Annotated in this window: 28 protein-coding genes; 13 read left to right on the top strand and 15 right to left on the bottom strand. The window is 57.9% G+C overall.

From position 1 onward, the window contains the following. Positions 1 to 30 precede the first annotated feature (30 nt). The 5 genes from scpB to FEZ62_RS04030 form a co-directional block, all read right to left on the bottom strand. Entirely contained in the window at positions 31 to 1,008 is a 978-nt protein-coding gene (scpB, locus tag FEZ62_RS04050; RefSeq protein ID WP_172926880.1) for an SMC-Scp complex subunit ScpB, read from the bottom strand. Between the two features lie 2 nt (positions 1,009 to 1,010). Beyond that, a complete protein-coding gene (locus FEZ62_RS04045) occupies positions 1,011 to 1,838 on the bottom strand; it encodes a ScpA family protein (RefSeq protein ID WP_242454876.1) in 828 nt (275 codons plus the stop codon). 117 nt (positions 1,839 to 1,955) lie between these two features. Beyond that, entirely contained in the window at positions 1,956 to 3,170 is a 1,215-nt protein-coding gene (locus FEZ62_RS04040; protein ID WP_075723239.1) for a tryptophan--tRNA ligase, read from the bottom strand. A gap of 104 nt (positions 3,171 to 3,274) precedes the next feature. After that, positions 3,275 to 3,901 (bottom strand): L-threonylcarbamoyladenylate synthase, encoded by a 627-nt coding sequence (locus FEZ62_RS04035; protein WP_069901870.1) that lies wholly within the window; start codon positions 3,899 to 3,901, stop codon positions 3,275 to 3,277. A gap of 1 nt (position 3,902) precedes the next feature. Continuing rightward, a complete protein-coding gene (locus FEZ62_RS04030) occupies positions 3,903 to 4,778 on the bottom strand; it encodes a PHP domain-containing protein (RefSeq protein WP_172927076.1) in 876 nt (291 codons plus the stop codon). 140 nt (positions 4,779 to 4,918) lie between these two features. Between FEZ62_RS04030 and FEZ62_RS04025 the strand changes: the two genes are divergently transcribed. The 5 genes from FEZ62_RS04025 (at position 4,919) to FEZ62_RS04005 (ending at position 8,453) form a co-directional block, all read left to right on the top strand. Continuing rightward, on the top strand, positions 4,919 to 5,218 hold the full coding sequence (locus FEZ62_RS04025) for a YciI family protein (protein WP_150548937.1): 300 nt from the start codon (positions 4,919 to 4,921) through the stop codon (positions 5,216 to 5,218). 116 nt (positions 5,219 to 5,334) lie between these two features. Further along, positions 5,335 to 5,757 carry a translation initiation factor 2 gene (locus FEZ62_RS04020; RefSeq protein ID WP_242454875.1) on the top strand — a complete coding sequence of 141 codons (423 nt, stop codon included), beginning with the start codon at positions 5,335 to 5,337 and terminating at the stop codon, positions 5,755 to 5,757. Positions 5,758 to 5,780: 23 nt separating this feature from the next. Further along, positions 5,781 to 6,458: a response regulator transcription factor gene (locus tag FEZ62_RS04015; protein ID WP_069901866.1), complete on the top strand. Its 678-nt coding sequence runs from the start codon at positions 5,781 to 5,783 to the stop codon at positions 6,456 to 6,458. A gap of 144 nt (positions 6,459 to 6,602) precedes the next feature. Continuing rightward, positions 6,603 to 7,004: a Spy/CpxP family protein refolding chaperone gene (locus FEZ62_RS04010; RefSeq protein WP_069901865.1), complete on the top strand. Its 402-nt coding sequence runs from the start codon at positions 6,603 to 6,605 to the stop codon at positions 7,002 to 7,004. Positions 7,005 to 7,115: 111 nt separating this feature from the next. Further along, positions 7,116 to 8,453 carry an ATP-binding protein gene (locus FEZ62_RS04005; RefSeq protein WP_172926878.1) on the top strand — a complete coding sequence of 446 codons (1,338 nt, stop codon included), beginning with the start codon at positions 7,116 to 7,118 and terminating at the stop codon, positions 8,451 to 8,453. Between the two features lie 44 nt (positions 8,454 to 8,497). On the opposite strand, the gene FEZ62_RS04000 is transcribed toward FEZ62_RS04005, so the two are convergent. After that, positions 8,498 to 9,073 (bottom strand): NAD(P)H nitroreductase, encoded by a 576-nt coding sequence (locus FEZ62_RS04000; protein ID WP_172926877.1) that lies wholly within the window; start codon positions 9,071 to 9,073, stop codon positions 8,498 to 8,500. 224 nt (positions 9,074 to 9,297) lie between these two features. After that, positions 9,298 to 9,669, bottom strand: coding sequence for a YkgJ family cysteine cluster protein (locus FEZ62_RS03995; protein ID WP_069901862.1), 372 nt, complete (start codon positions 9,667 to 9,669; stop codon positions 9,298 to 9,300). Between the two features lie 167 nt (positions 9,670 to 9,836). Between FEZ62_RS03995 and FEZ62_RS03990 the strand changes: the two genes are divergently transcribed. Continuing rightward, a complete protein-coding gene (locus FEZ62_RS03990; protein WP_069901861.1) occupies positions 9,837 to 11,291 on the top strand; it encodes a TrkH family potassium uptake protein in 1,455 nt (484 codons plus the stop codon). An 86-nt stretch (positions 11,292 to 11,377) separates the two neighbouring features. Further along, positions 11,378 to 12,832, top strand: coding sequence for a TrkH family potassium uptake protein (locus FEZ62_RS03985; protein WP_090510457.1), 1,455 nt, complete (start codon positions 11,378 to 11,380; stop codon positions 12,830 to 12,832). Positions 12,833 to 12,841: 9 nt separating this feature from the next. On the opposite strand, the gene FEZ62_RS03980 is transcribed toward FEZ62_RS03985, so the two are convergent. Continuing rightward, a complete protein-coding gene (locus FEZ62_RS03980) occupies positions 12,842 to 13,876 on the bottom strand; it encodes an AraC family transcriptional regulator (protein WP_172926876.1) in 1,035 nt (344 codons plus the stop codon). Positions 13,877 to 14,058: 182 nt separating this feature from the next. Here FEZ62_RS03980 and FEZ62_RS03975 point away from each other — a divergent pair, with 182 nt between their 5' ends. The 3 genes from FEZ62_RS03975 to FEZ62_RS03965 all read left to right on the top strand — a co-directional run bounded on the left by FEZ62_RS03975 (position 14,059) and on the right by FEZ62_RS03965 (position 16,539). Further along, positions 14,059 to 14,376, top strand: coding sequence for an Mpo1-like protein (locus FEZ62_RS03975; protein ID WP_069901858.1), 318 nt, complete (start codon positions 14,059 to 14,061; stop codon positions 14,374 to 14,376). 31 nt (positions 14,377 to 14,407) lie between these two features. Then, complete coding sequence (locus FEZ62_RS03970; protein WP_090510461.1) at positions 14,408 to 14,992, top strand: HD domain-containing protein; 585 nt, start codon at positions 14,408 to 14,410, stop codon at positions 14,990 to 14,992. 158 nt (positions 14,993 to 15,150) lie between these two features. Next, the gene (locus tag FEZ62_RS03965; protein ID WP_172926875.1) at positions 15,151 to 16,539 is read left to right on the top strand and encodes an adenylate/guanylate cyclase domain-containing protein; all 1,389 of its coding nucleotides are present in this window, start codon (positions 15,151 to 15,153) and stop codon (positions 16,537 to 16,539) included. A gap of 9 nt (positions 16,540 to 16,548) precedes the next feature. On the opposite strand, the gene FEZ62_RS03960 is transcribed toward FEZ62_RS03965, so the two are convergent. Both FEZ62_RS03960 and FEZ62_RS03955 read right to left on the bottom strand, forming a co-directional pair. After that, positions 16,549 to 17,592, bottom strand: coding sequence for a glycosyltransferase family 1 protein (locus FEZ62_RS03960; RefSeq protein ID WP_172926874.1), 1,044 nt, complete (start codon positions 17,590 to 17,592; stop codon positions 16,549 to 16,551). Next, on the bottom strand, positions 17,583 to 18,464 hold the full coding sequence (locus FEZ62_RS03955) for a UDP-2,3-diacylglucosamine diphosphatase (RefSeq protein ID WP_242454874.1): 882 nt from the start codon (positions 18,462 to 18,464) through the stop codon (positions 17,583 to 17,585). The genes FEZ62_RS03960 and FEZ62_RS03955 overlap by 10 nt, the downstream gene beginning before the upstream one ends. 160 nt (positions 18,465 to 18,624) lie before the next feature. Here FEZ62_RS03955 and FEZ62_RS03950 point away from each other — a divergent pair, with 160 nt between their 5' ends. From FEZ62_RS03950 to FEZ62_RS03940, 3 genes are all read left to right on the top strand, one after another. After that, the gene (locus FEZ62_RS03950) at positions 18,625 to 19,368 is read left to right on the top strand and encodes an AraC family transcriptional regulator (protein WP_172926873.1); all 744 of its coding nucleotides are present in this window, start codon (positions 18,625 to 18,627) and stop codon (positions 19,366 to 19,368) included. 81 nt (positions 19,369 to 19,449) lie between these two features. Beyond that, a complete protein-coding gene (locus tag FEZ62_RS03945; protein WP_172926872.1) occupies positions 19,450 to 19,785 on the top strand; it encodes a tRNA-binding protein in 336 nt (111 codons plus the stop codon). Next, positions 19,782 to 20,633 carry an EamA family transporter gene (locus FEZ62_RS03940; RefSeq protein WP_172926871.1) on the top strand — a complete coding sequence of 284 codons (852 nt, stop codon included), beginning with the start codon at positions 19,782 to 19,784 and terminating at the stop codon, positions 20,631 to 20,633. Before FEZ62_RS03945 ends, FEZ62_RS03940 begins: the two co-directional genes overlap by 4 nt. Before the next feature lie 33 nt (positions 20,634 to 20,666). On the opposite strand, the gene FEZ62_RS03935 is transcribed toward FEZ62_RS03940, so the two are convergent. The 5 genes from FEZ62_RS03935 to FEZ62_RS03915 form a co-directional block, all read right to left on the bottom strand. Continuing rightward, positions 20,667 to 20,948: a SelT/SelW/SelH family protein gene (locus tag FEZ62_RS03935; protein ID WP_069901851.1), complete on the bottom strand. Its 282-nt coding sequence runs from the start codon at positions 20,946 to 20,948 to the stop codon at positions 20,667 to 20,669. Positions 20,949 to 21,065: 117 nt separating this feature from the next. Beyond that, the gene (locus tag FEZ62_RS03930; RefSeq protein ID WP_172926870.1) at positions 21,066 to 23,219 is read right to left on the bottom strand and encodes a FimV/HubP family polar landmark protein; all 2,154 of its coding nucleotides are present in this window, start codon (positions 23,217 to 23,219) and stop codon (positions 21,066 to 21,068) included. Between the two features lie 246 nt (positions 23,220 to 23,465). Further along, on the bottom strand, positions 23,466 to 24,872 hold the full coding sequence (locus FEZ62_RS03925) for a DHA2 family efflux MFS transporter permease subunit (protein WP_345940425.1): 1,407 nt from the start codon (positions 24,870 to 24,872) through the stop codon (positions 23,466 to 23,468). Beyond that, positions 24,869 to 25,303, bottom strand: coding sequence for a MarR family transcriptional regulator (locus FEZ62_RS03920; protein ID WP_069901849.1), 435 nt, complete (start codon positions 25,301 to 25,303; stop codon positions 24,869 to 24,871). The genes FEZ62_RS03925 and FEZ62_RS03920 overlap by 4 nt, the downstream gene beginning before the upstream one ends. A gap of 120 nt (positions 25,304 to 25,423) precedes the next feature. After that, entirely contained in the window at positions 25,424 to 26,596 is a 1,173-nt protein-coding gene (locus FEZ62_RS03915; RefSeq protein WP_345940424.1) for a GGDEF domain-containing protein, read from the bottom strand. Positions 26,597 to 26,700 lie beyond the last annotated feature (104 nt).

Raw genomic sequence — 26,700 nt, 5'->3', positions numbered from 1 at the left:
TTTACGCCGACCGGTCACAGGCGTTAGACGTTACCAGTTGCGCTCGTTGAGTTCAGCCGCAATCGCTTCCTGCAGCGCCCTCGCCTCTTCCGCCTCTGCTTCTGCAAGAGCGCGTGCCTCGGCTGCGGCTTCATCTTCTGCGCTTGGCGCGGCAACCGGCGCAGGCTGGGGCGTTTCTGACGGCTCAGCGGCAGCAGCAGATTGGCCAGACTCATCCTCGGTTCTGTCTTCCTCATTGCCTTCCGACGCCACTGCGGGTGTCTGCGGCAATTCGGTGAGGTCGTCAAAGTCGACCTTCAAGCCCTGCTCCATGCTGTCGAGTTCAGCCAACAAGCTGCTGAAACTGGTTTCCTTGGCGTCAGGCGCATCCGGCGTCGCCTCAGCGTCTTCGCTCAGCGCCAGATCGGCACGCGCCTGCAGGCTATCCGGCACCGGCGCATCGTCATCCTGGCTGTAATCCGGCTGCGCCGGTTCAAGTTCGCGCAGCTCTGCCAGCGGCGGCAACTGATCGAGGCTTTTCAGGTTGAAGTGATCGAGGAAATGCTTGGTGGTCGCCAACATGGCCGGTTTGCCCGGTACATCGCGATAACCCACTACGCGAATCCACTCGCGCTCAAGCAGGGTTTTGACGATATTGCTGTTAACCGCCACGCCGCGAATATCTTCGATCTCGCCACGGGTAATCGGCTGGCGATAAGCAACCAACGCCAGAGTTTCCAGCAAGGCCCGCGAATAACGCTGCGGGCGCTCTTCCCACAGGCGCCCAACCCAGGGTGCAAACTTCTCGCGCACCTGCAGCCGGTAGCCCGTGGCAACTTCAACCAGCTCGACTGCCCGCCCGTCACACGCCTTGGCCAACAGGCTCAGGGCTTTCTTGAACACGGCAGGTTCCGGGCGCTCGGCTTCTTCGAACAACTCGTACAAACGCTCTATCGACTGCGCCTTGCCCGAAGCCAGCAGGAAGGCTTCAAGCAAAGTTGATAATTCGCGGGGATCACTCAAATTCATGCTTATTCGGCTCGAGCACGGACATGGATAGGGCCATAAGCCTCATTTTGCACCAACTCGACCAGCGATTCCTTGATCAATTCAAGAACTGCCATAAAGGTCACAACCACCCCGAGCCGCCCTTCTTCTGCGCGGAACAGCTCAACGAACGGCACAAACTGACCGCCCTTGAGGCGCTCCAGCACGTCACTCATGCGCTCTCGGGTAGACAGCGTCTCGCGGGTCACCTGATGGCTTTCGAACATATCGGCGCGGCGCAGCACTTCCGCCATCGACACCAGCAACTCTTCCAGGCTGACATCAGGCAGCAGCTTGCGCGCCTTGGCTTGCGGGGCATCCAGGCGCGGCACCGTTAAATCGCGGCCAACGCGCGGCAAGGTATCCAGCCCTTCAGCGGCGGCTTTGTAGCGTTCGTATTCTTGCAGACGACGAATCAGCTCCGCGCGCGGATCATCCTCTTCCTCGACCATGTCGCTTGAACGCGGCAGCAACATACGCGATTTGATCTCTGCCAGCATCGCTGCCATCACCAAGTATTCTGCCGCCAGCTCCAGACGCACGGCCTGCATCAGCTCGACATAGCCCATGTATTGGCGGGTAATTTCAGCTACGGGAATGTCCAGCACGTCGATGTTTTGCTTGCGAATCAGGTAAAGCAGCAAGTCCAGCGGGCCTTCAAAGGCCTCAAGGAACACTTCGAGCGCGTCCGGCGGAATGTACAGGTCGATTGGCAGGTCATTGAAAGCCTCGCCATAGACCTTGGCAAAGGGCAGCTCTTGCTGAGTGCCGGCCTGGCTGTCGAGTGGCTGATCGAGTGTTTCAGTGCTCATGGCACAGGCTTCCAAATCTGAACGGCTGTGATGTTAGCGCGCGATTACGCCGGGCGGAAACACAGAATGGGCGGCGCTGCGCACAATTCACAGCACCGCCGCTGGGCCAATAGCCAATTAACGGTAATTGATGCCCATGGCCGAGCGCACTTCGGCAAGGGTTTCTCGCGCCTCAACGCGGGCACGGTCGGCGCCCTCGGCGAGAATATGGCGGACCAGGTCCGGGTTATCGCGGTACTCCGCCGCGCGCAACTGCAAGGGTTGTAAATCCAGCTGCACCGCCTCGATCAGCGGACCTTTGCACTCAAGGCAGCCGATGCTGGCACTTTTACAGCCTTCAGCCGCCCACGCACAGGTGCTGGTGTCGGAGTAAATCTCGTGCAGCGGCCACACCGGGCAGTTCTGCGGGCTGCCCGGATCGGAGCGATGCACCCGCGCCGGATCAGTCGGCATGCGCTTGATCTTGTCTTCGATGGCATCCGGGCTGTCACACAGGTAAATCGCGTTGCTGTTGGCCTTGGACATCTTGCCGCCATCAAGCCCGGCAAGGCGCGAGGTGTCGCTGAGCAAGCTTTGCGGCTCGGGCAGCAGCACTTTACCGCCGCCTTCGAGGTAGCCGAACAAACGCTCTTTGTCGCCGATGGTGATGTTTTGCAGCTCTTTCAACAGCGCACGGGCGGTGTCCAGCGCCTCGACATCGCCCTGCTCCTGATAAGCCTGACGCAGTTTGTTGTAGAGCTTGGCCGGCTTTTTACCGAGCTTGATGATCGCCGCCTCGGCCTTTTCTTCAAAGCCGGGCTCACGACCGTATAGATGGTTAAAGCGCCGCGCGACATCACGGGCAAATTCGACATGCGCCTGTTGATCTCCGCCAACCGGCACCACACCAGCGCGATAAAGCAGAATATCGGCGGCTTGCAGGAGCGGATAACCGAGAAACCCGTAGGTTGATAAGTCCTTGCCACGCTGCTGTTCCTGCGCCTCTTTATAAGTCGGCAGGCGTTCCAGCCAACTCAGCGGGCAGATCATCGACAGCAACAAGTGCAATTCGGCGTGTTCCGGCACTTGCGACTGAATAAACATGGTTGAAGAGCTGGGGCTGACCCCCGCTGAGAGCCAGTCAATCGCCATGTCCATAACATGGCCGGAAATATTGCCCACTTCATCGTATTCGGTGGTCAGCGCGTGCCAGTCAACGATGCTGAAGAAGCACTCGTAGGTGTGCTGCAACTTGGTCCAGTTTTTCAACACACCGTGGTAATGACCAAGGTGCAATCGACCACTGGGACGCATCCCCGACAAGACGCGACGTTCTGACTCAACAGGATTCAAACCGGTAACCTATTCGATCTAAAGATGGCTGGAGTATAACGAGCCAAGACGGTCGCGCGGTATATACCGGAAAAAATCATCGTAACGATGCTTTTCACAAGACCTCAAGCATCCTCGAACGGGCTCGGATCGCCGCAGCCGACCCGCACAACCTGAGGCTCGCCCTCTGCCAGATTGATTACTGTCGAGGCTTCCAGCCCGCCATGCCCGCCATCAACAATCAGATCGACCTGATGCTCAAGCTTCTCGCGCATCTCGTACGGATCGCTCATGGGCAGGTCATCTCCCGGCAGAATCAGGCTGACACTCATCAACGGCTCACCCAATTCCTCCAGCAGCGCCTCGGCGATCGGATGGCCGGGCACACGCAAACCGATGGTCCGGCGTTTGGGATGCAGGAGCATGCGCGGAACTTCGCGGGTGGCATTGAGGATGAAGGTATAAGGGCCGGGGGTGTGGTTTTTCAGCAGGCGGAACGCGCCGGTATCAATCTTGGCGAACACACTCAGCTGGGACAGGTCACGACACACCAGCGTGAAGTTGTGCTTGTCATCAAGCTGGCGCAAACGTCGTATTCGCTCGATGGCATTCTTGTCGCCAATCCGGCAGCCCACCGCATAGGACGAGTCGGTTGGGTAAACCACCACGCCACCGGCACGGATAATCTCGACCGCCTGTTTGATCAGACGATTCTGCGGGCTCTGCGGGTGAATCTGGAAAAACTGGCTCATGCTAGACCCCTGCTCCGACAACAATAGACTGCTGGACATGCTTGAAACGCCTCCACAGTAGCGTCAGATCATCCGGTACCGGGCGATACATACCCAGTTCAGACCAGTCGCCCGGCGCATGAAAGTCACTCCCCGCGCTCGCCATCAAGCCAAACTCGCGCGCTAAAATAGCCAAACCGCCCACCTGCTCTGCCGGCTGCATGCCGTTGACTACTTCCAGCGCATGCCCGCCCGCCTGGGCGAATGCCGCAATTAATTTGCGTCGCTTACTACGAGTAAAGTCGTACTGCCACGGGTGCGCCAGACTAATCCACGCGCCCGACTGCTTTAATGTGTTTACCGCCTCATCCAAAGAGGGCCAATGTTGCTTCACATCACCGAGCTTGCCCGAGCCCAACCATTTGCGGAACGCCTCTGCGCGATCCTTCACATGGCCCTGGCGTACCAGAAAATCAGCAAAGTGCGGGCGCGCCGGGGCATTGCCGCTGTCGCCCAGCTCCTGCTGGATAGCGCGCGCCCCTTCAAGTGCGCCCGGCATGCCTTTGAGCTCAAGCTTGCGGCTGATTTCTGCCGCGCGCAGCCAGCGGCCATCGTGCAGATCAGCGATCGCCTTGGTCAGGGCTGGAGCCTCTGCATCGAAGCCGTAACCGAGCACATGAATCGTCGCCCCGCCCCACATGCAGGACAATTCAATCCCGTTTATCAACTGCATTTGCAGCGAATCTGCCGCCGCACGCGCCTCAACAATGCCCTCGCAGGTATCGTGATCGGTTAACGCGAGCAGCCGGACGCCACGCTCATGCGCCCGTGCAACAACGGCTGCGGGGGCCAGCGCGCCATCTGAGGCGGTGCTGTGACAATGCAGATCAACTTCCATAACGGGCACTTTCTCAGTCATTTATGTTTATTATTATGCAGGCACATGCAGTTTCATGCTGCCAGGACTGAAGATTTCTTCGTCTTACCTGCCCTGGCTTCGACGCCCCATCACCTGCCACCTTCGAATTAAGGACTGAGATGCTCTACGCCATCATTGCTACCGATGTTGAAAACTCGCTGGAAAACCGCCTTGCCGCCCGCCCGGCCCACCTCGCGCGCCTGGAACAGTTGAAAAGCCAGGGCCGCCTGATCCTCGCCGGTCCAAACCCGGCTATCGACAGCAACGATCCGGGCGCTGCGGGCTTCACCGGCAGCCTGATTGTCGCCGAATTCGCTTCACTGAGCGCCGCACAGGAATGGGCCGACGCCGATCCATACCGCGCAGCTGGCGTTTATGAGTCCGTTGTAGTCAAGCCATTCAAGCTGGTTCTGCCTTAATCGCACGCCTCACCCGAACCGCGCTTGGCAATAGGGCTGGCGCCCGAAGCGCGGATTGGGCTACTTATAATAATTCGAATATTCGCCGGAGCATCCGCTCAGGCTCGGGAGTCTTGATGCGTCAACTTCTACCGTGTTTGCTGTTCACTGCATGGCTTGTGCCTTTGCAGGTGCAGGCAGAAGAAACTATTACAGTTAACCCAGAGTCCGAGACAGAGCCCACTGCGCAGTCAGTGCTTCAGGTAAAACTTGATGAGCTGCAACAGCGTCTGGCGCAAAGTGAACAGCAGCGCGAGATTCTCGCCGCCGAGCTAAACAACAACCAGCGAGAGATCGAAAGTGCGCAATTGCAACGCTTGCGCCAGGACAATCAGCGCCTCAAGCTAGAACTCAAGCGTGTACGCGCTGAACAACCCGCACCGCTGGTGAGCGAACAACAAATGTGGTTTGCAATCGGTGGAGCAACGGCATTGCTCTGTGTACTGTTTGGCGCGTTGCTGCGGGGTAGTGGCCGCAAGCGTTCCGGCTGGGCAAATTAGTCGCTGTAATTACGAGTCATGACATGAGTGCATTACTGTTAATAGATGACGACGTCGAACTGTGCGAGCTGCTCAATCACTGGTTGAGCCAAGAAGGGTTCACGGTCAGCGCTTGCCATGATGGCGAGAGCGCCAAGCGTGCATTGGCCGAGCAAGAACCCGACGCCGTGGTACTCGACGTGATGCTCCCGGATGGCAGCGGATTGGAACTGCTCAAACAATTGCGCAGCGACTTCCCGGAGCTGCCGGTGCTGATGCTTTCTGCACGGGGCGAGCCGTTCGACCGCATTCTCGGCCTGGAACTGGGCGCTGATGACTACCTGGCCAAGCCGTGCGATCCGCGTGAGTTGACCGCACGCCTGCGCGCGGTACTGCGCCGCACGCTGCCGCCCGCCGCGCCGAGCCAACTGGAACAGGGTGATCTGAGCTACAGCCATGCACGCGGCGTGGTAACCGTGGCCGGACAGGAAATTGCCCTTACGCTTTCAGAGAGCAAAGTGCTCGAAGCCCTGCTCCGCCAACCCGGCGAACCGGTAGACAAGCAGGAATTGGCACAACTGGCGCTGGGTCGCAAGTTGACGCTGTACGATCGCAGCCTCGACATGCATGTCAGTAACCTGCGTAAAAAGCTCGGCACCCACGCCGACGGCCGCCACAGGATTGTCGCCCTGCGCAGCCGTGGCTATTACTACAACGCTTGAGTGATGAATAAAGGCCCGCGGCACTTTTACTGATAAGCAGCCGCCTTTACCGAAGCTTTACGCTTGGCTGACTGCGCTTTACTTTGCGCGCCGTACACTGAACTCATCCGGTAACAGACCGGCATCAAGATCAGGAGATACATCATGCGCAAGACACTAACTGCAGTTCTGCTCGCTCTGACCCTGCCAGCCGTGGCCATGGCCGCGATGCCAGAAGGTGGCCCGCGTCATGAAGGCGGCCATCATGGCGGCGGCATGTTCAAAGAGCTGAATCTGAGCAAAGAACAGAAGCAAGAAATGCACAAGCTGATGCGTCAGCAGATGAAAGACCGTCACGACATCACCCGCAAATATCTCGACAAGCTGCCAGAAGCTGAGCAGAAAGCCATGAAAGCCGAGATGGACGCTTCACGCGAAACCCAGCAGAGCGCCATGCGTGCCCTGCTCAAGCCGGAGCAGCAGGCTGCGTTTGATGCTCAGCTGAAGAAAATGCAAGAACGTCGCGCCGCTAAAGAAGCTGAAAAAGCGGCAAAACCGGCCAACTGACCGGAACGGCTTTGGGGCCATACAGACCCCAAAGCCTGATTCGATTCGACAAGCCCGTGCAGCCTGCGCTGCGCGGGCTTTGTTGCGTATGACTGAATAGCAGGAGATACCGTGCGCTCAATGTTCTGGCGAATTTTTGCAAGTCTCTGGTTGGCCATTGCGCTGGTCGCCGGCCTGTCGATACTGCTCGGCCATGCGCTCAATCAGGATGCATGGATCATCAATCATCATCCGGCCATTAAAAACCTCGCCAAACAATGGACCCAGCGCTATGAACGGGAGGGACCAGCGGCCGCGCAAGACCTGCTGGAGAAAGCCCGCAAACGCTATCGCTTGAATGTTCAGGTCATCGGCGAGAATGGTCAGCAGGTAGTCGAAGGTACATTTCCCCAGCGTGCGGCTGATTTCGAGTCCCGTCAGCCCAACAAGAAACGCCTGCCCTGGCGGCGTATGACCAGCGAATACAGCAGCCCAACCAGCGGTGAAACCTTTCTGTTCATTTACCGTATTCCGCACCCAGAACTCGACGCCTGGCATCGCGGCAGCCTGATCTGGCCGCTGAGTGCACTGTGTATTGCGCTGGTGGTTCTGACCGGACTAAGCGTTTTGCTGACGCTTTCTATCACCCGCCCATTAAGCCGTTTGCGCGGCGCGGTGCATGACCTTGGCCAAACCAGCTATCAGCAAGACAGCCTGGCGCTGCTCGGCCAACGCCGGGATGAGTTCGGCCTGCTGGCGCGAGACTTCAATCGCATGGGCGCACGCTTGCAGGGCTTGATTGGCAGCCAACGGCAACTCCTGCGCGATGTGTCCCATGAATTACGCTCACCATTGGCGCGCCTGCGCATTGCTCTTGCACTGGCCGAGCGCGCCAGCCAGGAGGAACGCGAGAAACTCTGGCCGCGCCTGACCAAGGAGTGCGATCGCCTCGAAGCATTGATCAGTGAGATTCTGGCCCTCGCCCGCCTCGATGCCGAGCCTGGCGCTGAACAGGTGATTGATCTGCCGCGCCTGTTGAACAAGCTGCGAGAAGACGCACAGCTCAGTGCGCCAGAGCAAAACATCCAGATCAGCGTGGATCAGTCGATCAAACTGACAGGCTGGCCGGAAATGCTTGAACGCGCTATCGACAACTTGCTGCGCAATGCCTTGCGCTTCAATCCGGCGGATCAGCCGATCGAAATCAACGTGAGCCGCAGCGGCGAAAATGCCTGGATAAATATCCGCGATCACGGCCCGGGCACAGCCCCCGAGAACTTGCCCCAACTCGGCGAACCGTTTTTTCGCGCGCCGGGCCAGAGCGCTCCGGGCCACGGTTTGGGTCTGGCAATTGCGCGGCGCGCCGCGGAACGTTTGGGCGGCAGCTTGAGTTTGAGCAATCACCCGCAAGGCGGCTTCAACGCACGCCTTTGCTTGCCACTACTCGATGAAGCCACAGGCAGAGCCTGAGCCGAATCCGCTCAACCGAGCAGCACTGGGTCAAGTCGCCGCGATTACTCAGCCTGCGACTTGGCCGACCACGACGTCACAAATTCAGCGCACTCAAGCGGCGCCGGCGTGCGCAATTCACGCTCCGGCGTGCCCAGATACAGATACCCGACAATCTGCTCATGGCTCGCCAACCCGAGCCCTGCAGCAACGGTTGAGTTGTACGCCATGTCGCCGGTACGCCAGACCACGCCAACACCTTGCGCGTAAGCGGCAAGCTCAATTGCATGGGCAGCACAGCCGGCGGCCAGCACCTGCTCCTGCGCCGGCACTTTGTAGTGATCCTGAACCACCGCAATGACCACAATCATCAGGGGTGCACGCAGCGGCATCGCCCGCGCCTTGTCCAGCGCTGCCTGCGTCGGAACTTCAGCGCCCGCCAGCAAAGCCTGCACAAACAACTCGCCGAGTTGCTCACGCGCCTGATCCTCAATGGTCAGGAAACGCCAGGGCCGCAACTGGCCGTGGTCCGGCGCGCGCAACGCGGCCTTGAACATCAGCTCGCGCTGCTCAGCCGTAGGCCCCGGCTCGGTCAAACGTGGCGCCGAAACGCGGTTTAGCAGTGCATCCAGTGCATCCATTGAAAACCTCCAACTACAGGTAAAACATTCAGGCACGACAATACAGCAGCGCTGCAGTCACCGACTGGCTGCATTAAATCATCATACGCACTGCCAACTGTAGTCCTTGCACGCACTGACGCTGCACGCCTCTGTCCGAGCAGGCATGCATAGTCAAGGTGTCACGGGCAGTTGAGCGGCGCCCACAGCATCTGCAAATGCAGAAAGTGTGGGGCTGCGAGGCTTTATGCGACGCGCTCGGGAGAGATCATCGGCTGTACCGGCGGCGTTAATGGCGGCATGCCATAGGCTGCGCGGGCATCATCACAACGAGGGTTGTGTTCACCATTGGCCCAGGACGCTTCAAACTCACGACACGGTGAGGAACGGTTTTCATACAGCGTGCAGCGCACACCTTCACCGACCTCACCCATCAACGAGTTGCAACGGGCTGGTTTGTACTCAGTGCCGCGCATGGCAACCCGGTGCGGGGTAATCAGGACTACCTGATCATCCGGCACGGTGCCGCCAGCCGACTGGCACTCACCCCAAAAGAAAGACACACGAAAATACGCGCAGCAGGCGCCGCACGTTAAACAAGGATTAGCGTTAGACATGATTTAATGGGCTCAGAAACCGGCAAGGGCCGGCACCTGGCGGCTATTCTATGCAGCGCCGTTAAATTGTAAAGCGACGTTTTAAGGTTGGTTTACAGCACACAACAGGTGAGTAAAATGGCGCCTTTTGCCATACTCCACACCGTACCCAAATCGAGCCCAATTAAATGGCCCTGCCGACGCTAAGAATTATCGGTTTCATCCTCGGCATCTTTCTTCTTACGTTGTCACTCAGCATGGTTATTCCCGTGCTGACATTATTGATTTACGACCGCACTGGCGATCTCGATCCGTTCTTGTGGTCGAGCCTTATCACCGCAATCGCAGGTTTAGCACTGGTAATTCCGGGCCGCCCCGAAAACGCTCATCTACGCCCCCGCGACATGTACCTGTTAACCACCGGCAGCTGGCTGGTGGTGTGCGTATTTGCGGCGTTACCAATGGTGCAGATTCACCACATCAGCTACACCGATGCCTTTTTCGAGACCATGTCGGGCATCACCACCACGGGCTCTACCGTGATTACCGGGCTGGATACAGCTTCTCCGGGGCTGTTGATCTGGCGCTCGATGCTGCAATGGCTGGGCGGCATCGGCTTTATCGGCATGGCCGTGGCCATTTTGCCGCTGCTGCGCGTCGGTGGCATGCGCCTGTTCCAGACCGAATCATCGGACTGGGGCGAGAAAGTCATGCCGCGCTCGCACATGGCCGCCAAGTACATTCTGCTGGTGTATGTGGGGCTCACCGTGATCGGCTTCGCCTCTTTCTGGGCCGCGGGCATGACCCCGTTTGATGCCATCAACCATTCGATGACCTCGATTTCAACCGGCGGCTACTCGACGTCCGACTCATCCTTGGCGCATTGGGAACAACCCGCTGTGCATTGGGTGTCGGTGATGATGATGATTTGCGGCGGCCTGCCGTTCACCCTGTACGTCGCCACATTGCGTGGAAATCGTCAGGCCCTGTTCAAGGATCATCAGGTACGCGGGTTTCTGGGTTTCCTGCTGGTGACCTGGATGGTATTTGGCACCTGGCTGTGGCTGCACTCTGATTACAGCTGGTTCACCGCCGTGCGCATTGTCGCGGTAAACGTCACCTCGGTTGTCACCACCACCGGTTTCGCCCTTGGCGACTACACCTTGTGGGGCAGTTTCTCGATGATGCTGTTCTTCTATCTGACCTTTATGGGCGCCTGCTCCGGCTCCACCTCGGGCGGCCTGAAAATCTTCCGTTTTCAGGTGGCATATGTCTTGCTGCGTGCCAACTTGCAGCAACTGGTGCACCCGCGAGCGGTAATCAAACAACAATACAACAACCACAACCTCGACGAAGACATCGTTCGCTCACTGATTACCTTCTCGTTCTTCTTCACCATCACCATCGGCATCATCGCCCTCGGCCTGGCACTGATCGGCTTGGACTGGGTCACCGCCTTGACCGGCGCCGCCACCGCGGTATGTAACGTTGGCCCGGGCCTGGGACCGATTATTGGCCCAGCCGGTAACTTCGCCAGCCTGCCAGACTCGGCCAAATGGCTGCTGACCATCGGCATGCTGCTCGGGCGCCTGGAAATCCTCACGGTGTTTGTTCTGGTCACCCGCGCGTTCTGGAGGCACTAACCCGGTGGCCAATATTTGCGCACTATTTAATGCAGCCACGTCGGGCAATGCCTTGGCGACTAAAACAACACGGGTAGCGCATTAACATGTCAGGGCCGACGCTGAGAATCATCGGATTCATCAACGGTATTTTTCTGATTACCCTGGCCATCAGCATGCTGGTGCCCGTAATCACCCTGCTGATATACGAGCGCACGAACGAGATGGGCGGCTTTCTCTGGTCGAGCATCTGCTGCCTGATCGCCGGCCTTGCGCTGATTGCCAGAGGCCGGCCAGAAGGCGTCAATCTGCGTCCCCGCGACATGTACCTGCTGACCGTTTCGAGTTGGTTGGTGGTCGGCGTTTTTGCCTCTGTGCCATTCGTACTCGCGCAGAAAATGAGTTACACCGACGCCTTCTTTGAAAGCATGAGCGGCATAACCGCGACAGGCGCTACGGTGCTCAGCGGCCTGGATGAAATGTCGCAAGGCATCTTGATCTGGCGCTCGTTGCTGCACTGGCTCGGCGGCATGGGTTTTATCGGTATGGCGGTGGCCATTCTGCCCATGTTGCGCATCGGTGGCATGCGTCTGTTCCAGACCGAATCCTCTGACCGCAGTGAAAAAATCCTGCCGCGCTCACACATGGTGGCCAAGTTCATGGTGTTGGCCTACGTCGGCCTGAGCCTGATCGGTGTCCTGGCGTTCTGGCTGGCCGGCATGGGCTTGTTCGACTCGATCAACCACACCATGTCGGCCATCGCCACCGGCGGATTTTCGACCTCGGACCGCTCACTCGGCAATTGGTCGCAGCCGGCCATTCACTGGGTTGCAGTGGTGCTGATGATTCTCGGCAGCCTGCCATTCGTGCTGTACGTTTCGGTGCTGCGCGGCAACTACAAAGCCTTGTTGCACGACCAGCAGGTGCGCGGCTTCATCGGAATTTTGCTGCTGATCTGGCTGGTACTGGGCTCGTGGTACGCACTCACCACCCAGCTACACTGGCTCGAAGCCGTGCGCCATGTGGCGGTCAACACCACATCGATCATCTCGACCACCGGCTTCGCCCTGGGCGACTACACGCTGTGGGGCGGATTTGCCGGCATGCTGTTCTTCTACATCGGCTTTGTTGGCGGCTGTTCGGGCTCGACCGCTGGTGGCCTGAAAATCTTCCGTTTTCAGGTGGCGTACAGCCTGCTCAAAGCCAACTTGCTGCAACTGGTGCACCCGCGCGCCGTGATCAAGCAACGCTACAACAACCACCGCCTCGATGAAGACATTGTCCGCTCGATTCTGACCTTCGCCTTCGTCTACACCAGCACCATCGCGGTACTCGCGCTCGGGCTGACGCTGTGCGGGTTGGACTGGATCACCGCACTCAGCGGCGCGGCGAGCACGCTCTCCGGCGTGGGGCCGGGCATGGGCGAAATCATTGGCCCGGCCGGTAACTTCTCAAGCCTGCCAGACACCGCCAAGTGGATTCTCACCACCGGCATGCTGCTCGGCCGCCTGGAAATTCTGACGGTGCTGATCCTGTTCGTGCCGACCTTCTGGCGTCACTGAGCAAGCGTATTAAACGCTGGCTTTGTCGGCCTTTGTGCCTTGCAGGTGGGCAGCGCGGTAATCGCTCGGCGTTACCCCGAACCAGCGTCGAAATGCCCTGAAGAAATTACTCGGATCGGCAAAGCCTAACAAATACGAGGCTTCCAGCAGCGTCAGCGAAGGTTGCTGCAAGTACTGCTCGGCCAGCTCACGGCGCGTATCGTCGAGCAATTGCTGAAAGCTGGTGCCCTCCTCCTGCAACCGGCGCTGCAAGGTGCGTTGGGAAACCAGCAGCGTCTGCGCCACCCGTTCGCGCTTCGGCTCGCCTTGGGGAAGCAGCCGGCAAAGCACTTGTCGGGTTTGATGCGTCACACGGCTCTCAGAGAAGCGGGTCAGGTACTCACCTGCAAAACGGTCATGCAGTTGCGCCAGCGAATGATTCGCGGTCGGTAACGGCGCCTCCATGTCGACAGGCTCAAACAGCAGCGCATAATGACTGGAGTTGAAACTCAGCGGCGCCTGAAACACTTGCTGGAAAGGTTCGATATCGTCCGGCGGCGAGCCCTGGAACAACACCTGCCGTGGCTGGATCATGCGCCCGCTAATCCAGCGGCAAAACGCCAGCGCATAGGCCATCGAAGCCTCAGCGCTTTGCCGGGCCGGAGGCAGGCGATCGCCATGAATCGCCAATACCAGCTCATAGCCCTTGGCCGTTTGCGTAAAGCTCAGATCGGCGCCTTCGGCGATGATTCGCTGATAACGCACCAGACGCGCCAACCCTTCCTTGAGGCTGGCACTCGACATCAGCGCGTAGCCGACCACATGAAACGAGGCTGGGCGGATCACTTTAGCCATGTTCAAACCAATCGCCGGATTGCCGGAAATCGCCACAGCCCGCTGCCACAGCCGCGTCATGTCGTCCTGAGCAAAGCGCGCATCGGGGTTTTCCAGGTCGCTGTAGTCGAGGCCCAGTTCCGGGAAGATCGCCCGGCAATCGACACCGCCCATTTCAAGCGCCTGCACGATGCCCAAAGCCCAATTCGATGAAGTCGTACGTTCACTCATGGTGGTTTCTTATTAGATTCGGCTATGACCAATCCGGTCGGTTTGAATGAGAAGGATACTAAACTGGCACTTATTGTCACTGGCTGCACGAGCCACTCAACCTACACTGCGAAAAACCAAAGTGACACTGCCGCCGCGCATCAGGCACGCTGCGAATAGCCAATAATAAGCGGAGAACCGCCATGACCCGACCTGCCGAATCACGTTTTCAAAGCTTTGCCGAGTTTTATCCTTACTACCTGCAAGAGCACAGTAATCCGACTTGCCGTCGCCTGCATTATGTCGGCAGTTTGCTGGTGTTGTGCATCCTTGCTTACGCGCTGGCATCCCAACAATGGCTGTGGTTGCTGGCCGTTCCGCTGGCCGGTTATGGTTTCGCCTGGCTCGGCCACTTCGTGTTTGAGAAAAATCGTCCGGCAACCTTCGATTACCCGTTCTATTCCCTGATGGGCGACTGGGTAATGCTCAAGGATGCCTTCACCGGGCGCATCAAATTCTAATAACAATCAGCACACCGAGGAGACCGACTCAATGAGCGCTCAAGCCACTTTCACGCACATGGACCAAGGTACTGCGGACGACTGGGCCATTATTGCCAAAGACTTCACCGCCTTCGCCGCCCATCTGCCAGACCGCATCCTGACCCACCTGAAGCTTTTGGATGGTGATTTCGGCGGATTCCCGATTGACCGCCTGCAACACTCGCTGCAAACGGCTACAAGGGCCCATCAGGATGGTCGCGATGAAGAGTATGTGATCTGCGCGCTGCTGCACGACATTGGCGATACGCTCGGCTCCTACAATCACCCGGATATCGCCGCGGCCATACTCAAGCCGTTTGTGAGTGCCGAGAACCTGTGGATGGTGGCCAACCACGGGATTTTTCAGGGTTATTACTTCTTCCATCACCTGGGGATGGATCGCCACCTGCGCGAGCAATTCAAGGATCACCCGCAATACCACGCCACCATCGAGTTTTGTGCCAAGTACGATGGCGCCGCTTTTGATCCCGAGTTTGAGAGCCTGCCGCTGACGTTCTTCGAGCCAATGTTGCGCCGGGTCTTCGCCAAACCGAAAAACTCGATCTACAAAGCGGCGATGGAGGCCACTGAATAATTCGTTGCCCCGTGCAGCCAAACAGCTCAATTGCCACTTGGCGACACCGCATGCCTTGGTTATGATCCCGCCACCTCTGCAAGACTGGCCCAGCCCTTGCAGGGGAATAGGCGTCCGTGAGAGACGTCAGAAAATTATCAGGGAACAACCCTTCCAGCATGAATGCCACGCCCCCCAGTCGAAACAACGCGGCTTCCGATGCAACAATGCGGGAGTATTACTCGCGGGTTATTGCTTATCTGATCATCGCGGCCAGCGTTGCAGTCGGCACTTATTGCCAGCATCTCGCCTTCGAGAATGTCTGGATAGTGCCGTACGCGTTGCTCTATCCGCAACTCGCGCAACACCTGTCGAAACGTCTCAAGCAGAATAAACCCCACACCAGTAACGCCATCATGCTCGGCATCGACGGCCTGCACTGCGGCATTGCGATCGCGTTCATGGGCTTCTCACCCGTGCCCAGCCTCATGGCATTGCTCGCCGTAACGTTCGGCGCACTGGTATCGGATGGTTTGCGCACCGGCGCAGTCGCCGTGCTCTCGACAATCATCGGCACCGTGCTGACTTCAGCGGCGATCAGCCCGCAGATCAACCTCGATACGCCGCCACTTTTGGCATTGGCCAGTATTGGCACAACTATCGTATTCATCTGCATCACCGGCTATTTCATGCATCAACAGAGCTTGCGCCTGGATGCCGTGCGCTGCGAAATCAAACGCGAGCAGGAAAAAGCCGCGCGACTGGCACGCAACCTAGCCAAATATCTGTCACCTCAAGTCTGGGAATCGATATTCAGCGGCAAGAAAACCGTTCGACTGGAAACCCAGCGAAAAAAATTGACGGTATTCTTTTCCGACATCAAAGGCTTTACCGAGCTGTCCGAGGAGCTTGAGGCCGAAGCACTGACCGATCTGCTCAACAACTACCTCAACGAAATGTCGAAAATCTGCCTCAAGTACGGCGGCACCATCGACAAATTCATCGGCGACAGCGTTATGGTGTTCTTTGGCGACCCGGCGAGCCAGGGCGCCAAGAAAGACGCGGTAGCAGCCGTATCCATGGCCATTGCCATGCGCAAAGTCATGAAGGTACTGCGTCAGCAATGGCGTTCGCAGGGCATCACCAAGCCACTGGAAATCCGCATGGGCCTGAACACTGGCTACTGCACGGTGGGCAACTTCGGCGCCGATACACGCATGGATTACACCATTATCGGCCGCGACGTGAACCTTGCCAGCCGCCTTGAAAGTGCGGCCGAGTCTGGCGAGATTCTGATCTCGCACGAAACCTATTCACTGGTTAAAGACGTGATCATGTGCTGTGACAAGGGCCAGATCAGCGTCAAGGGCTTTACCCGCCCGGTGCAGATTTATCAGGTGGTCGACTTCCGCCGGGATTTGGGCGCGACGTCCAGCTATGTCGAACATGAAATCCCCGGTTTTTCGATGTATCTGGACACCAATGGCATCCAGAATTTCGACAAAGAACGGGTGATCTACGCCCTGCAACAAGCCGCCGAGAAGCTGCGCGACAAAGTCATCATGTAAGCACAAGGCTTAATTCGGCGTCGCCCCAGCCAGTTGCAAGCCACAACGGCCGCCATCGAGTAACGGTTGCTGCTCAAGAAACTCCAGCGCCGATGCACGCCAGGACTGGCGCGCAGCATGCTCGGCGCAGACCTGGCGATCAAGTTTGAGCGCAGCCAGACACGCCTGCCGCAAATCCGTACCCATCACCCCAGTCACGCCCTGCTCCAACACATCCAGCGGCCCCGGCACAGCAAACGCCGCCACCGGAGTGCCGCAAGCCAGTGCTTCCAGCATCACCAGCCCGAAGGTGTCGGTGAGTGAAGGGAACACCAGAACGCTGGCCTGCCGGTACGCCTGTGCCAGCGCCTCACCGCTTAAATAACCGTGGAATTTTACCTGCGGATACTGCTGCGCGAACGCCGCACGCTGCGGGCCGTCGCCCACCACATGCTTGCTGCCGGGCAGATCCAGCTCGAGAAACGCTTGCAGATTTTTCTCCGGGGCGATGCGCCCGACATACAGAAACTGCACTGCCCGGTCATGCGCCTTTGCAGCGTCGTTAGCGGGGGTGAACACATCACCCTGCACGCCTTTGCGCCACAGCTGCAAACGCTGCAAGCCGCGCTGTTTGAACGCATCTCGCATCCGCTCGGTGGTCACCAGCACTGAATGGCTTGGCCGGTGAAATGCGCGCAGGTAGGCGTAGCCCCAGCTCAGCGGCACCCAGCGGTAACGCGTACTGATGTACTCGGGAAAGCGGGTATGAATGGCGCTGGAGAACGCCATGTTGTGCTTCATCAGCCAGCGTCTGGCAGCCCAGCCCAGTGGACCTTCCGTGGCCAGATGGACGCAGTCAGGCTGATACTGACGAATAGCGGCACCTACCTGCCAAATATTCCACACCAGTGGAATTTCCGGATAGGTCGGGCAAGGCACAGAGCGAAATCGATCCGGCGCCAATACGTCGACCTCGTGGCCCAGCGCGCGCAGCTCGCCAATCAACGCGGCAATACTGGTGACAACGCCATTAACCTGCGGCGCCCAGGCGTCGGTCACAATCATCAATCGCATGCAGCAGGCTCACTTTTCGGCGTCACCGTGCCGGTCTCTGGCGTGCTGGCAGCGCTGGCAGCGCTGGCAGCGCTGGCGGTCTTGTGCAAGTCAGCCTGTTGCTGCTGATCTTCAGCCAGGCGATATAGCTCGATATGGCCGTCGATATGCTCGATCAGCGCCGAGCAGGACTCGACCCAGTCGCCACAGTTCATGTACTCGACGTCACCCATCGGGCGAATTTCCGCATGGTGAATGTGCCCGCAAACCACGCCGTTAAACCCGCGCTTTACGCACTCATGGGCAATTGCCTCTTCGAAGTCGCTGATAAAACTGACAGCGCTTTTGACCTTGTGCTTGAGGTACGCCGAGAGTGACCAGTAACCGTAGCCATACCGGCGCCGCCAGTGATTCAACCAGCGGTTAAGAGTGAGCGTGAACTCATAGGCCGAATCCCCCAAAAACGCCAACCAGCGGTGATAGCGGGTGATCACATCAAATTGATCACCGTGAATTACCAACAAGTGACGGCCGTCGGCGGTGATGTGTTCAGCTTCATCCACCAACTGGATATTTCCCAGCATCAGGCTAGTATACCCGCGCAGAAACTCGTCGTGGTTACCGGTGACATAAATCACCTCGGTACCGCGCTTGCTCATGGTCAGCAGGCGACGAATCACATTGGTGTGCGCCTGCGGCCAATAGATGCCCCCGCGCAATTTCCAGCCATCAATGATGTCGCCGACCAGATAAATCTTGTCAGCTTCATAGCGTTTCAGGAAGGCGGCCAGATGTTCGGCCTGACAATCTCGTGTGCCAAGGTGCACATCAGAAATCCACAGAGTGCGGACGCGTTGTTTGCGGCTGGGTTTTATCATCTGAGCACTGCTCATGGACAACCTCCGGGCGGGTTTTCCTGAGCTTGCGTGGTCGCTATGACCTGAATATGAAGCTCATATGGCAAATTGGTTACATGCAGCTCAAGGCAGACGCAAAACCGCCCAACGGCACTACAGCCCTGATAAACTGGCGCTTCTGCCGAGAGATTTGCTCATGTCCCTACTCACATTGCGTCATTACGATCAGGAGTTGCTCAGCCATAGCCACGAGCACTCGCAAGTGGTGTTTGCCCTGCGCGGCGACCTGCAACTCGAAGTCGCCGGACAAGAGAGCCTGATGGCGCCGCAAATGATGGCCGTGATTCCGCCCAGCGCTGTACATGCGTGTGGCAGCCCGCAAGGCAGTGATTGCCTGGTCCTTGATGTGCCCTCAGAGTCCTGGCTGACGCAACGTCTTGGCAGGCATGCTGATGCCAGTCGCAGCTTGCTCGAACAGAACCGCACCTGCGCCCTAAGCGCACGTCAGGGTCAATTGATCAACTGGCTGGCCAACAGCCCGATCAACGATCCGCTGATTGCCGAGCAAGGCACCATCTTGCTGCTGGCCAGCCTGACTGCCGAAGTGCGCAGCGAGCCGCACGGCTTGCCCATGGCGGCAATCACCGCCTACATCGACCAGCATCTTGCGCACCCGCTGCAAGTTCATGACCTGGCGCGCATCAGCGGCTTATCAACGGCGCGCTTTCATGCACGTTTTCTCGCCGAAAACAGCATCACGCCGATGGATTTTGTGCGCCAACGGCGTCTGCAACAGGGCCGCCAATTACTCATCAGCACCCAGTTGCCTGTGCATGAAGTGGCCGAACAAACCGGTTACAGCTCGCAAAGCGCTTTCACCGCCGCCCTCTCGCGCCACTGCGGTATGACGCCCCGACAATTACGCCGCCTGCGCGAGTAACGCGACAAACCGCGCGACTTTCGCGACAGACAATCCCACGCCCCGCCACCTACACTAGAGCCACTTGAGGCTGGAGGCGTTATGCAGGAAATACAGTGGGAAGATTTTCAACGGATCGATTTGCGGGTCGGCACCATCATCTCGGCGCAGCCAAATAGCAAAGCCCTCAAGCCCGCCTTCGTGCTGCAGGTTGATCTGGGCGAGCTGGGCATCAAGACTTCCAGCGCGCAAATTACCGCGCACTATCAAGCCGACCAGCTTATCGGCCGTCAGGTTTTGTGCGTGTGTAACTTCGCCGCCAAACGCGTCGCCGGAGTTCGCTCCGAAGTTTTAGTGACTGGCGTGTATGACGATCAACAGCGCGTCGTGCTTGCCGGGTTCGACAGGCCGCTGGCAAATGGCGCACGACTGGCATGAACGAGCGCAAGGCATTGTGGGCGATTCATCTGGGCGCCCTGCTCTTCGGTTTGTCGGGCATTTTCGGTAAGTTAGCGAACACCACGCCAATGGCAATCAGTTCCGGGCGGGCAATTTTTGCCGTGCTGGCGCTGGCTCTGTTTGCACAGCTGTTCAAGCAGTCTCGTGGACAACATCCCTCACTCAGGCAACTCGGTCTGCTCGCGCTTGGCGGGCTACTGCTGGGCGGGCATTGGGTGAGTTTTTTCCAAGCGGTCAATGTCTCCGGCGTGGCGATTGCAACGCTGGGCTTTGCCAGCTTCCCGGCATTTACCGTATTGCTCGAAGGTATTCTGTTCAGGGAGCGCACGCGGCCCAGCGAGTTTCTCATGGTCGCGCTGGTGTGTGTCGGTCTGGCACTGGTAACACCCAGCTTCGACCTTGCCAACGAGGCAACCGAGGGGCTGCTTTGGGCGGTACTTTCAGGCCTGCTGTTTGCGCTGTTGTCACTTCTTAACCGGGCAAGCACAAAAGGCCTGGACCCGGTCAAGGCCGCGCTGTATCAGAACTTCACGGTTCTCATCTGCCTGCTGCCCTTTACCTGGCAGCAACTGCCCAACCTCAGCGCGATCAGTTGGTTCTGGCTGGCCATGCTCGGCATATTTTGCACCGGCCTTGCGCACAGCCTGTTTGTTGCCAGCCTGCGCGTATTGAAGGCGCGCACCACGGCAGTGATCTTTGCCATGGAGCCGGTTTACGGCATCGCATTTGCCTGGCTGTTGTTCGCCGAGCAACCGACACTGCGCATGTGTATTGGCGGTGCACTGATCATTCTGGCAATTTTTGCCTCGGCGCGAATGGCCCGCTAAAGGAACCCGCTAAGCACTAGCCCCGCGCAACGCTTAGCGGTCGTTATGGCCCAGATCCCGAGTTGGGTCGATGACATCGCGCACGCGCTGCTTGAGCACCTTGGCTTCAGGAAATCCGCCATCGACCTTGCGCTCCCAGATCAGCACGCCATTACAAGTGATCCGAAACGTCCCGCCCGTAGCCGGCTCAAGACTGACCCTTGCCAATTCATCACTGAATGTCGACAGCAGTTCCTGCGCCAGCCACGCGGCGCGCAGCAGCCACTGACACTGCGTGCAGTAGGTAATGACAACTTCTGGCTTGGCTGGAGACATGATTCAGGCACCGGCAAAAACGTCAGGATAACGCATCTGCGGTCTGTCGAAATAGCCGTACAAAGCGGCTAACCACCAAGGCTGCGCAGCGGGGAGCTGCACAGCCTTGAGGCGGGGTCAGGCAATTTTATCAAGCAAAGCGCGAGCTTCTTTCTTCACCAGTTCATCGCCACCGTGGATCAACTCACGAAGAATCTCGCAGGCACTGTCGAAACTGCCTTGCTCAATATAAGCCAGCGCCTGATTGAGTTTGGCAACATTGGTTGGCTGGGTATCGGCATCGAGCAGGTCGTCAAAGTTGATTTCTTCATCCAACTCAAAACCCTGCTCACCTGTCGGCGTCTCCAACCAGTCATCCTCTTCGACCAGCATTGGCTCGGCGAATGGGCTGCGTGCATCCAAACCCATGGAGAAATCGCTGTCCGCCGCTGGCTTCTTCCCGGCAGTCGGCTTTTCTGCCGGCTTGTCATCGAACGGGCTGATCTGATCCCAGTCATCGTCGAGCGACAATTCATCCAGGTTGAGCTTGAAGTTATCGACCTGCTCAGCAGGCGCGGCTTTATCCTCTACCGGCAAAGGCGCAACCAAGTCCACGTCCAGCACATCTTCAAACTCAGGCTCAGGGGTCATGCCGGCTTTCAGCGCGTCGATGCGTTCGGCATCAAAGCCCTTGCCGCGCAAGATGGCCTCTTCTGCTGCAAAGGCCTTGACGCTGCCCATCTGGGCCAACACTTCCAGCAGGCGGAAACGCAAATCGGTGCGCTGCGGCTCCTCATCCAGCGCCTGACGCAAGGCGGATTCAGCCTCAGGCAGGCGCCCGTAAGCGATATACAGATTGGCACCTTCCAGCGGATCGAGTTTCGCCTCCGGGGCATTGTTCACTGCCGCGACTGGACGCAGTTGCGGCGCTGAGCTTTCCAGAGGATCGACTGCCTGCGTATTGGCGTTGACCACCGTTACCGGCTCGGTTGGCTTGCGCCGCGACCAGCCGAATGCGGCCAGCAACAGCAATAAAAGCCCACCCAGCCCGGTGTACAGCAGATTATTCTGCGAGAACCAACTGGTCTGGGTAGCCCTTGCGGCATTTTTGGCGCTCAGCTGTGCTTGCAAGGCAGCCAACTGCTCATCCTTGTCGAGCACTTGCGCTTGCAACTGTTCCAACTGAACTTGCAGATCAGCCAGACCTTGCTGCATTTGCAGGTTTTCTTCAGAACGATTGGCCAGCTCCTGCTCGACCCGATTCTGCTGCGCAGCCAATTGCTCGATACTCACATCCGCATCAGTTGCAACCACTGGTTGCTCACCTTGCGCGCCTGTCGTATCAGCCGAAGCCAGCGACGTTTGATCGGCAGCGCTGTTAGTGGCGGCGGTCGAGGTTTGTGCAGGCGCAGTACCAGCGGCGGCTGTGTCTGCAGTGGCATTTGTTAACGCTGGCTCTGCAATAGAAGATTCGTCTGCCGCAGGAATGCCTGCCACAGGTGCATCTGCCGAAGATTGGCCACTCGCATCGCTTTCAGCGAGATTCTGCTCAGACGCCGGGCTGTTATTGCTACCCGGCACGCTAACGCGGTCAGGCAGAGTCAGATTGGCACCGGCTATCAAACGATCCGGATTGCCGTTACTAAACGCCTGCGGGTTGAGGGCAAAAATATCGCGCATCAACGTATGTTGATTGATATCACCGTCGGCTCCGCGCATTTTGCCGGCAATTTTCCACAAGCTGTCGCCACTGGCCACCGTGTACTGTTTACCCAGCTCGGTGCTCGGCATTACCGGCGGTGCTTTGAATACCGGTGTCGTGTTTACTTTGGCAACAGGACGAGGGGCATAGTTGGGTGCGGCGGGAACAGAGGCTGTGCTGCGATATGCCGATGTACCCGGCGGATCAAGCAGCACGGTGTACTCGCGCAGCAATTGACCGTTGGGCCTTGAGACCTCAACGATAAAATTCAGATAGGGTTCGCGAACAGGCTGACTGGATGTCACCCGGATGATGCTGTTATTGCCTTTGAGTACTGGCGTAAATCGCAAGTCATTGAGGAAGATGAAGCGCTCAACACCCGCGCGATCAAAGACATCGGTCGATGCCAGTTTGATATTGAACTCGGCCGACGTCAGGTCCCTGACGTCATGCAACTGAATGTCCGCATTCAGTGGCTGATTCAATGCAGAGTGCAGGCTTATCTCACCCAGCCCCAACGCCGGTGTGAATCCTGAATAAAACGCTGAACTGGACGCAAGGCCAATTAATAAATGGCGAACTTGAATCATCCGTGCCTCCCTCTGCCCCGCTCAAAACTCCATCGCTATTACCCACTGGGCTTGCTCATCCTGAGAACTACGAATTAGAGCGGTGAATACATTTTTTGTTGGGATGCGCTTCCGTGCACCCCTTGTTTTATCGAGCTCACAGCCGCGTGAACTGGGTCTCAGTATAGACAAACTCGCAGACAAGGCATATCGCCAGTAACCACTAATTAGCGTTAATTCTTAGGTAATTACAGGACTTTTGTTGAGTTATCGACTCGACACTTGAACTTTCATCGCGGCCAGTACGGTAAGGGCGAATACCGCTGCCAACACTACGAAGCTCTGTTGAAAAGCAGTCGCCTCAGCCAGCGCATCGCCGCCACCGGCTGCATGTCGCCATTCAACAAAGAAGGTCAGTAGATTCACCCCGAATGCGCCACCCAACTGCCGCATAAAGGTGATGGTCCCCGCGCCCTGCGCCAGTTCTTGCGGGTTGAGAATATCCAGCGCACCGGTATTCAAGGCCGGAAGAATGAGGCCGAAGCCGATACGCCCGACACACGCCCAGAAGCACAACACGGCAAAGGAAGTACCGCTGGCAAGCACACCGAAGGCGGCGCTCGACACGGCAAACAACAGCAAACCTGTCACCAACAGCACCGCGGCGCTGATCCGGTCGCTCAACCAGCCGCCGGCAAACGAGGCCAGCCCGAGCACTGCCCCTGTCGGCAACAGCAACAAGCCGGCACGCCCGGCGCTATAGCCTTCGACAGTTTGCAGGTACAAGGGGATAAGATAGGTGGAACCGTAAAGCCCGACGCCCAGCGTAACGGCCACCCAGCAAGCGTTGCGGTAACCCCTGTAACGCCACAGTTGCACCGGCAGTAATGGCCGCGCCTGTTTCCGACAACGCTGAACAAAACCCAGCAACGCCAAGCCGCCAATCAGCCCAGGCACGTAGACACGCGGCGCACTCCAGACGAAGCGTTGCGCTTCCGCCAGCGCGCCCAGCAACGCAAAAAGCGCCACGCATAACAGCATAAAGGCCCATACATCGCACGTGGGCGGCTGCGCTTCACGCGTGTTAGGCATCAGCCAGCCCGCACCCAGCAGCCCGATGAAACACAGCGGCAGCGGCAACCAGAAGACCGCCACCCAGCCAAAAACATCAGTGAGATAGCCGCCTACTGTCGGGCCCACGGTGGGCGCCAGCATGATGCCCAGCCCATAAATGCCAAGCGCCATGCCCCTGCCGGCACCGGCATACACCCGAAAAATCAGAACCATGGCCAGTGGCTGGATGATCCCGGCGCAGAGCCCCTGAACAATGCGCAAGGCAATCAGCTGCCAGGCCGAGTCACTGATCAGAGCCAATAAAGATGAAAGAATGAAGACCAACAGGCCAAATTGTGAGGTCCGCCGCGCACCAAACCGGCCCAATGACCAGGCGCTGAGTAACAAACCGGCGGTCATGGCGGCTAGAAAACCGGTAGACAACCACTGCGCCAGTGGCCGGCCGATATCCAGGTCGTGCATGAGTGCCGGCAAGGCAACGTTGATGCTGGTCGATGCCAGCACCATCGCCATGGTGCTGATCATCAACAGGCTTAAAAGCCAACGGGGATAGTGCTTGCCGTAACGCTCATGCAACGCATCGAGACTTTGCAGACTCACCGCTTTTCCAGATTACTCAGAATCTGTGCGTGCACGCGCTGACAGCAACTGAGTTCTTCTTCACTGATGCCCGAGAACAGTTCAAGACGCAGTTGAGTGGAGATGGCTTCAATTTCAGTAATCAGCGGCTGGGCTTGAGGGCTCAGGGCGATTTTCTTGGCGCGGCGATCTTCCGGAACTGCCTGACGACTGACAAGTCCCTGCGCCTCAAGACCGTCCAGCAGGCGGGCCAGGGTTGGGCCTTCAACACCTACGCTTTGCGCAAGCTGGCGCTGGGTCGGCAGCTCATCAAAGCGGGCCAGGTGCAATAAAACCAGCCAGCGCGCCTGCGACAAGCCAAGCCCGGCCAATCGGCGATCGAGCTCAGCCCGCCAGGAGCGGGATAACTGGGCAACTTGCATGGCAAAACGGTGTTGATCAGACAACGACATCGGTAGCAACTCTTATAAGTATGAAATAGCAATTATTAGCAAGCTAATCATAACCTTTTAAAGTGCGCAAGCCTCTGAATCAAACAGTATTTTACAAGCTGTGCTGGCGTCCCAACCTCTTCAGCATGGGCAACTGCAAACAACCCGGTTTCGCCCCTGCTCCTTGGCCTTGTACAAGGCATCATCGGCGCGCTTGTAGAGGTCACTGAAGTGTTCATTCAAGTGTGGCTGGATCATCGCCACGCCGATCGAAACACTCACCCGCGAGGTTGCAGCGGACGTGCCGTGTTCTATGTTGACGCGGCGCAAGGTGTGGCAAAGCAATTCAGCCCGTTGCACCGCCTCTGCTTCCGTAAGATTGTAGTAAATCAACACAAACTCCTCGCCACCAAAACGCACCGCAACATCGAGTGGCCGGCGTGCCAATTCATTGAGAATCGACGCCACCCGCACCAGCACCTCATCGCCAGCCTGGTGCCCATAGGAGTCGTTGTATTGCTTGAAGAAGTCCAAATCACACAAAAGCATGCTGATCGGATAGGACTCGCGCCTGGCCTGTCGCCACAACCGCGTGAAGATACGCCCAAGACTGCGCCGGTTGTCCAGCCCGGTAAGACTGTCCTGCTCGGCCTGCAAGCTCAGCACTCGCTTGGTCAGGAAGTGTTCGCGTGATTTGAATTCCAGCAGGTAGCAACCCACTGCGCCGATCAGATTGGCGTTGGCCATGAACACGAAATTGTTGATCAACTGGTGCGTTGGCAACTGCACCCAGAGCTCAACAAACAGGTAAACGATCATGATGGTGGTCGAGCACACCAACGCTTCGCTGAGCCTGAAACCGACCAGAAAATAGGCCGCCATGCACACCAGAAACAAGCCTTCATAGGGGAAATTAGGCTGGGATTGATGGGCATTGCCAATAATCATGACTCCGCCGATACCGAGCGAGAGGATACATACATGCGACATCACCTGCAGTAACGGCAGATGAGTTCGCGTATGCACCAACCAGACAGTCAACAGTAGCGGGCTCAGCACTGCCATGCGCAATAACAGAGTCGCCCACAGATTGCCCGGCGCAGCGAGGGCAATATCGAGAAAGGTAAAGCTGGTCCACAAGATGATGCCCAGAAAGAGTGCAACGCGCTTGAGATCGACGCTTTCCTCTAACAGGTACTGGCGGTATTCGCCCTCGAGCACGGGCGAAAAACGCAGCATGCGAAAGCCTGCAACCAATTGCTGGGTGTACGGACTGTGCAGGACGTCGTCCAGACCAATCTCTTCAGAAGCCACAATTCCCTCGGCATATGTATCTCCAGCCAGCAGTCTAGTGGCCCGAAGCCACCAGCCACAAGACGCGATACTGGCGTCAATTATTAGTTTGTATGTAAGGGCCA

This window comes from Pseudomonas sp. MS19 (assembly GCF_013277615.1).
Classification (GTDB): domain Bacteria; phylum Pseudomonadota; class Gammaproteobacteria; order Pseudomonadales; family Pseudomonadaceae; genus Aquipseudomonas; species Aquipseudomonas marincola.
The sequence above is the reverse complement of the archived record's forward strand: the minus strand, read 5'-3'. Positions and strand labels throughout refer to the sequence as shown.

Coding starts and splice junctions, on each gene's coding strand:
- scpB (WP_172926880.1), bottom strand. CDS start 1,008: ATGAATTTGAGTGATCCCCGCGAATTATCAACTTTGCTTGAAGCCTTC.
- FEZ62_RS04045 (WP_242454876.1), bottom strand. CDS start 1,838: ATGAGCACTGAAACACTCGATCAGCCACTCGACAGCCAGGCCGGCACT.
- FEZ62_RS04035 (WP_069901870.1), bottom strand. CDS start 3,901: ATGAGCCAGTTTTTCCAGATTCACCCGCAGAGCCCGCAGAATCGTCTG.
- FEZ62_RS04030 (WP_172927076.1), bottom strand. CDS start 4,778: ATGGAAGTTGATCTGCATTGTCACAGCACCGCCTCAGATGGCGCGCTG.
- FEZ62_RS04025 (WP_150548937.1), top strand. CDS start 4,919: ATGCTCTACGCCATCATTGCTACCGATGTTGAAAACTCGCTGGAAAAC.
- FEZ62_RS04020 (WP_242454875.1), top strand. CDS start 5,335: ATGCGTCAACTTCTACCGTGTTTGCTGTTCACTGCATGGCTTGTGCCT.
- FEZ62_RS04015 (WP_069901866.1), top strand. CDS start 5,781: ATGAGTGCATTACTGTTAATAGATGACGACGTCGAACTGTGCGAGCTG.
- FEZ62_RS04010 (WP_069901865.1), top strand. CDS start 6,603: ATGCGCAAGACACTAACTGCAGTTCTGCTCGCTCTGACCCTGCCAGCC.
- FEZ62_RS04000 (WP_172926877.1), bottom strand. CDS start 9,073: ATGGATGCACTGGATGCACTGCTAAACCGCGTTTCGGCGCCACGTTTG.
- FEZ62_RS03995 (WP_069901862.1), bottom strand. CDS start 9,669: ATGTCTAACGCTAATCCTTGTTTAACGTGCGGCGCCTGCTGCGCGTAT.
- FEZ62_RS03990 (WP_069901861.1), top strand. CDS start 9,837: ATGGCCCTGCCGACGCTAAGAATTATCGGTTTCATCCTCGGCATCTTT.
- FEZ62_RS03985 (WP_090510457.1), top strand. CDS start 11,378: ATGTCAGGGCCGACGCTGAGAATCATCGGATTCATCAACGGTATTTTT.
- FEZ62_RS03980 (WP_172926876.1), bottom strand. CDS start 13,876: ATGAGTGAACGTACGACTTCATCGAATTGGGCTTTGGGCATCGTGCAG.
- FEZ62_RS03975 (WP_069901858.1), top strand. CDS start 14,059: ATGACCCGACCTGCCGAATCACGTTTTCAAAGCTTTGCCGAGTTTTAT.
- FEZ62_RS03970 (WP_090510461.1), top strand. CDS start 14,408: ATGAGCGCTCAAGCCACTTTCACGCACATGGACCAAGGTACTGCGGAC.
- FEZ62_RS03965 (WP_172926875.1), top strand. CDS start 15,151: ATGAATGCCACGCCCCCCAGTCGAAACAACGCGGCTTCCGATGCAACA.
- FEZ62_RS03960 (WP_172926874.1), bottom strand. CDS start 17,592: ATGCGATTGATGATTGTGACCGACGCCTGGGCGCCGCAGGTTAATGGC.
- FEZ62_RS03955 (WP_242454874.1), bottom strand. CDS start 18,464: ATGAGCAGTGCTCAGATGATAAAACCCAGCCGCAAACAACGCGTCCGC.
- FEZ62_RS03950 (WP_172926873.1), top strand. CDS start 18,625: ATGTCCCTACTCACATTGCGTCATTACGATCAGGAGTTGCTCAGCCAT.
- FEZ62_RS03945 (WP_172926872.1), top strand. CDS start 19,450: ATGCAGGAAATACAGTGGGAAGATTTTCAACGGATCGATTTGCGGGTC.
- FEZ62_RS03940 (WP_172926871.1), top strand. CDS start 19,782: ATGAACGAGCGCAAGGCATTGTGGGCGATTCATCTGGGCGCCCTGCTC.
- FEZ62_RS03935 (WP_069901851.1), bottom strand. CDS start 20,948: ATGTCTCCAGCCAAGCCAGAAGTTGTCATTACCTACTGCACGCAGTGT.
- FEZ62_RS03930 (WP_172926870.1), bottom strand. CDS start 23,219: ATGATTCAAGTTCGCCATTTATTAATTGGCCTTGCGTCCAGTTCAGCG.
- FEZ62_RS03920 (WP_069901849.1), bottom strand. CDS start 25,303: ATGTCGTTGTCTGATCAACACCGTTTTGCCATGCAAGTTGCCCAGTTA.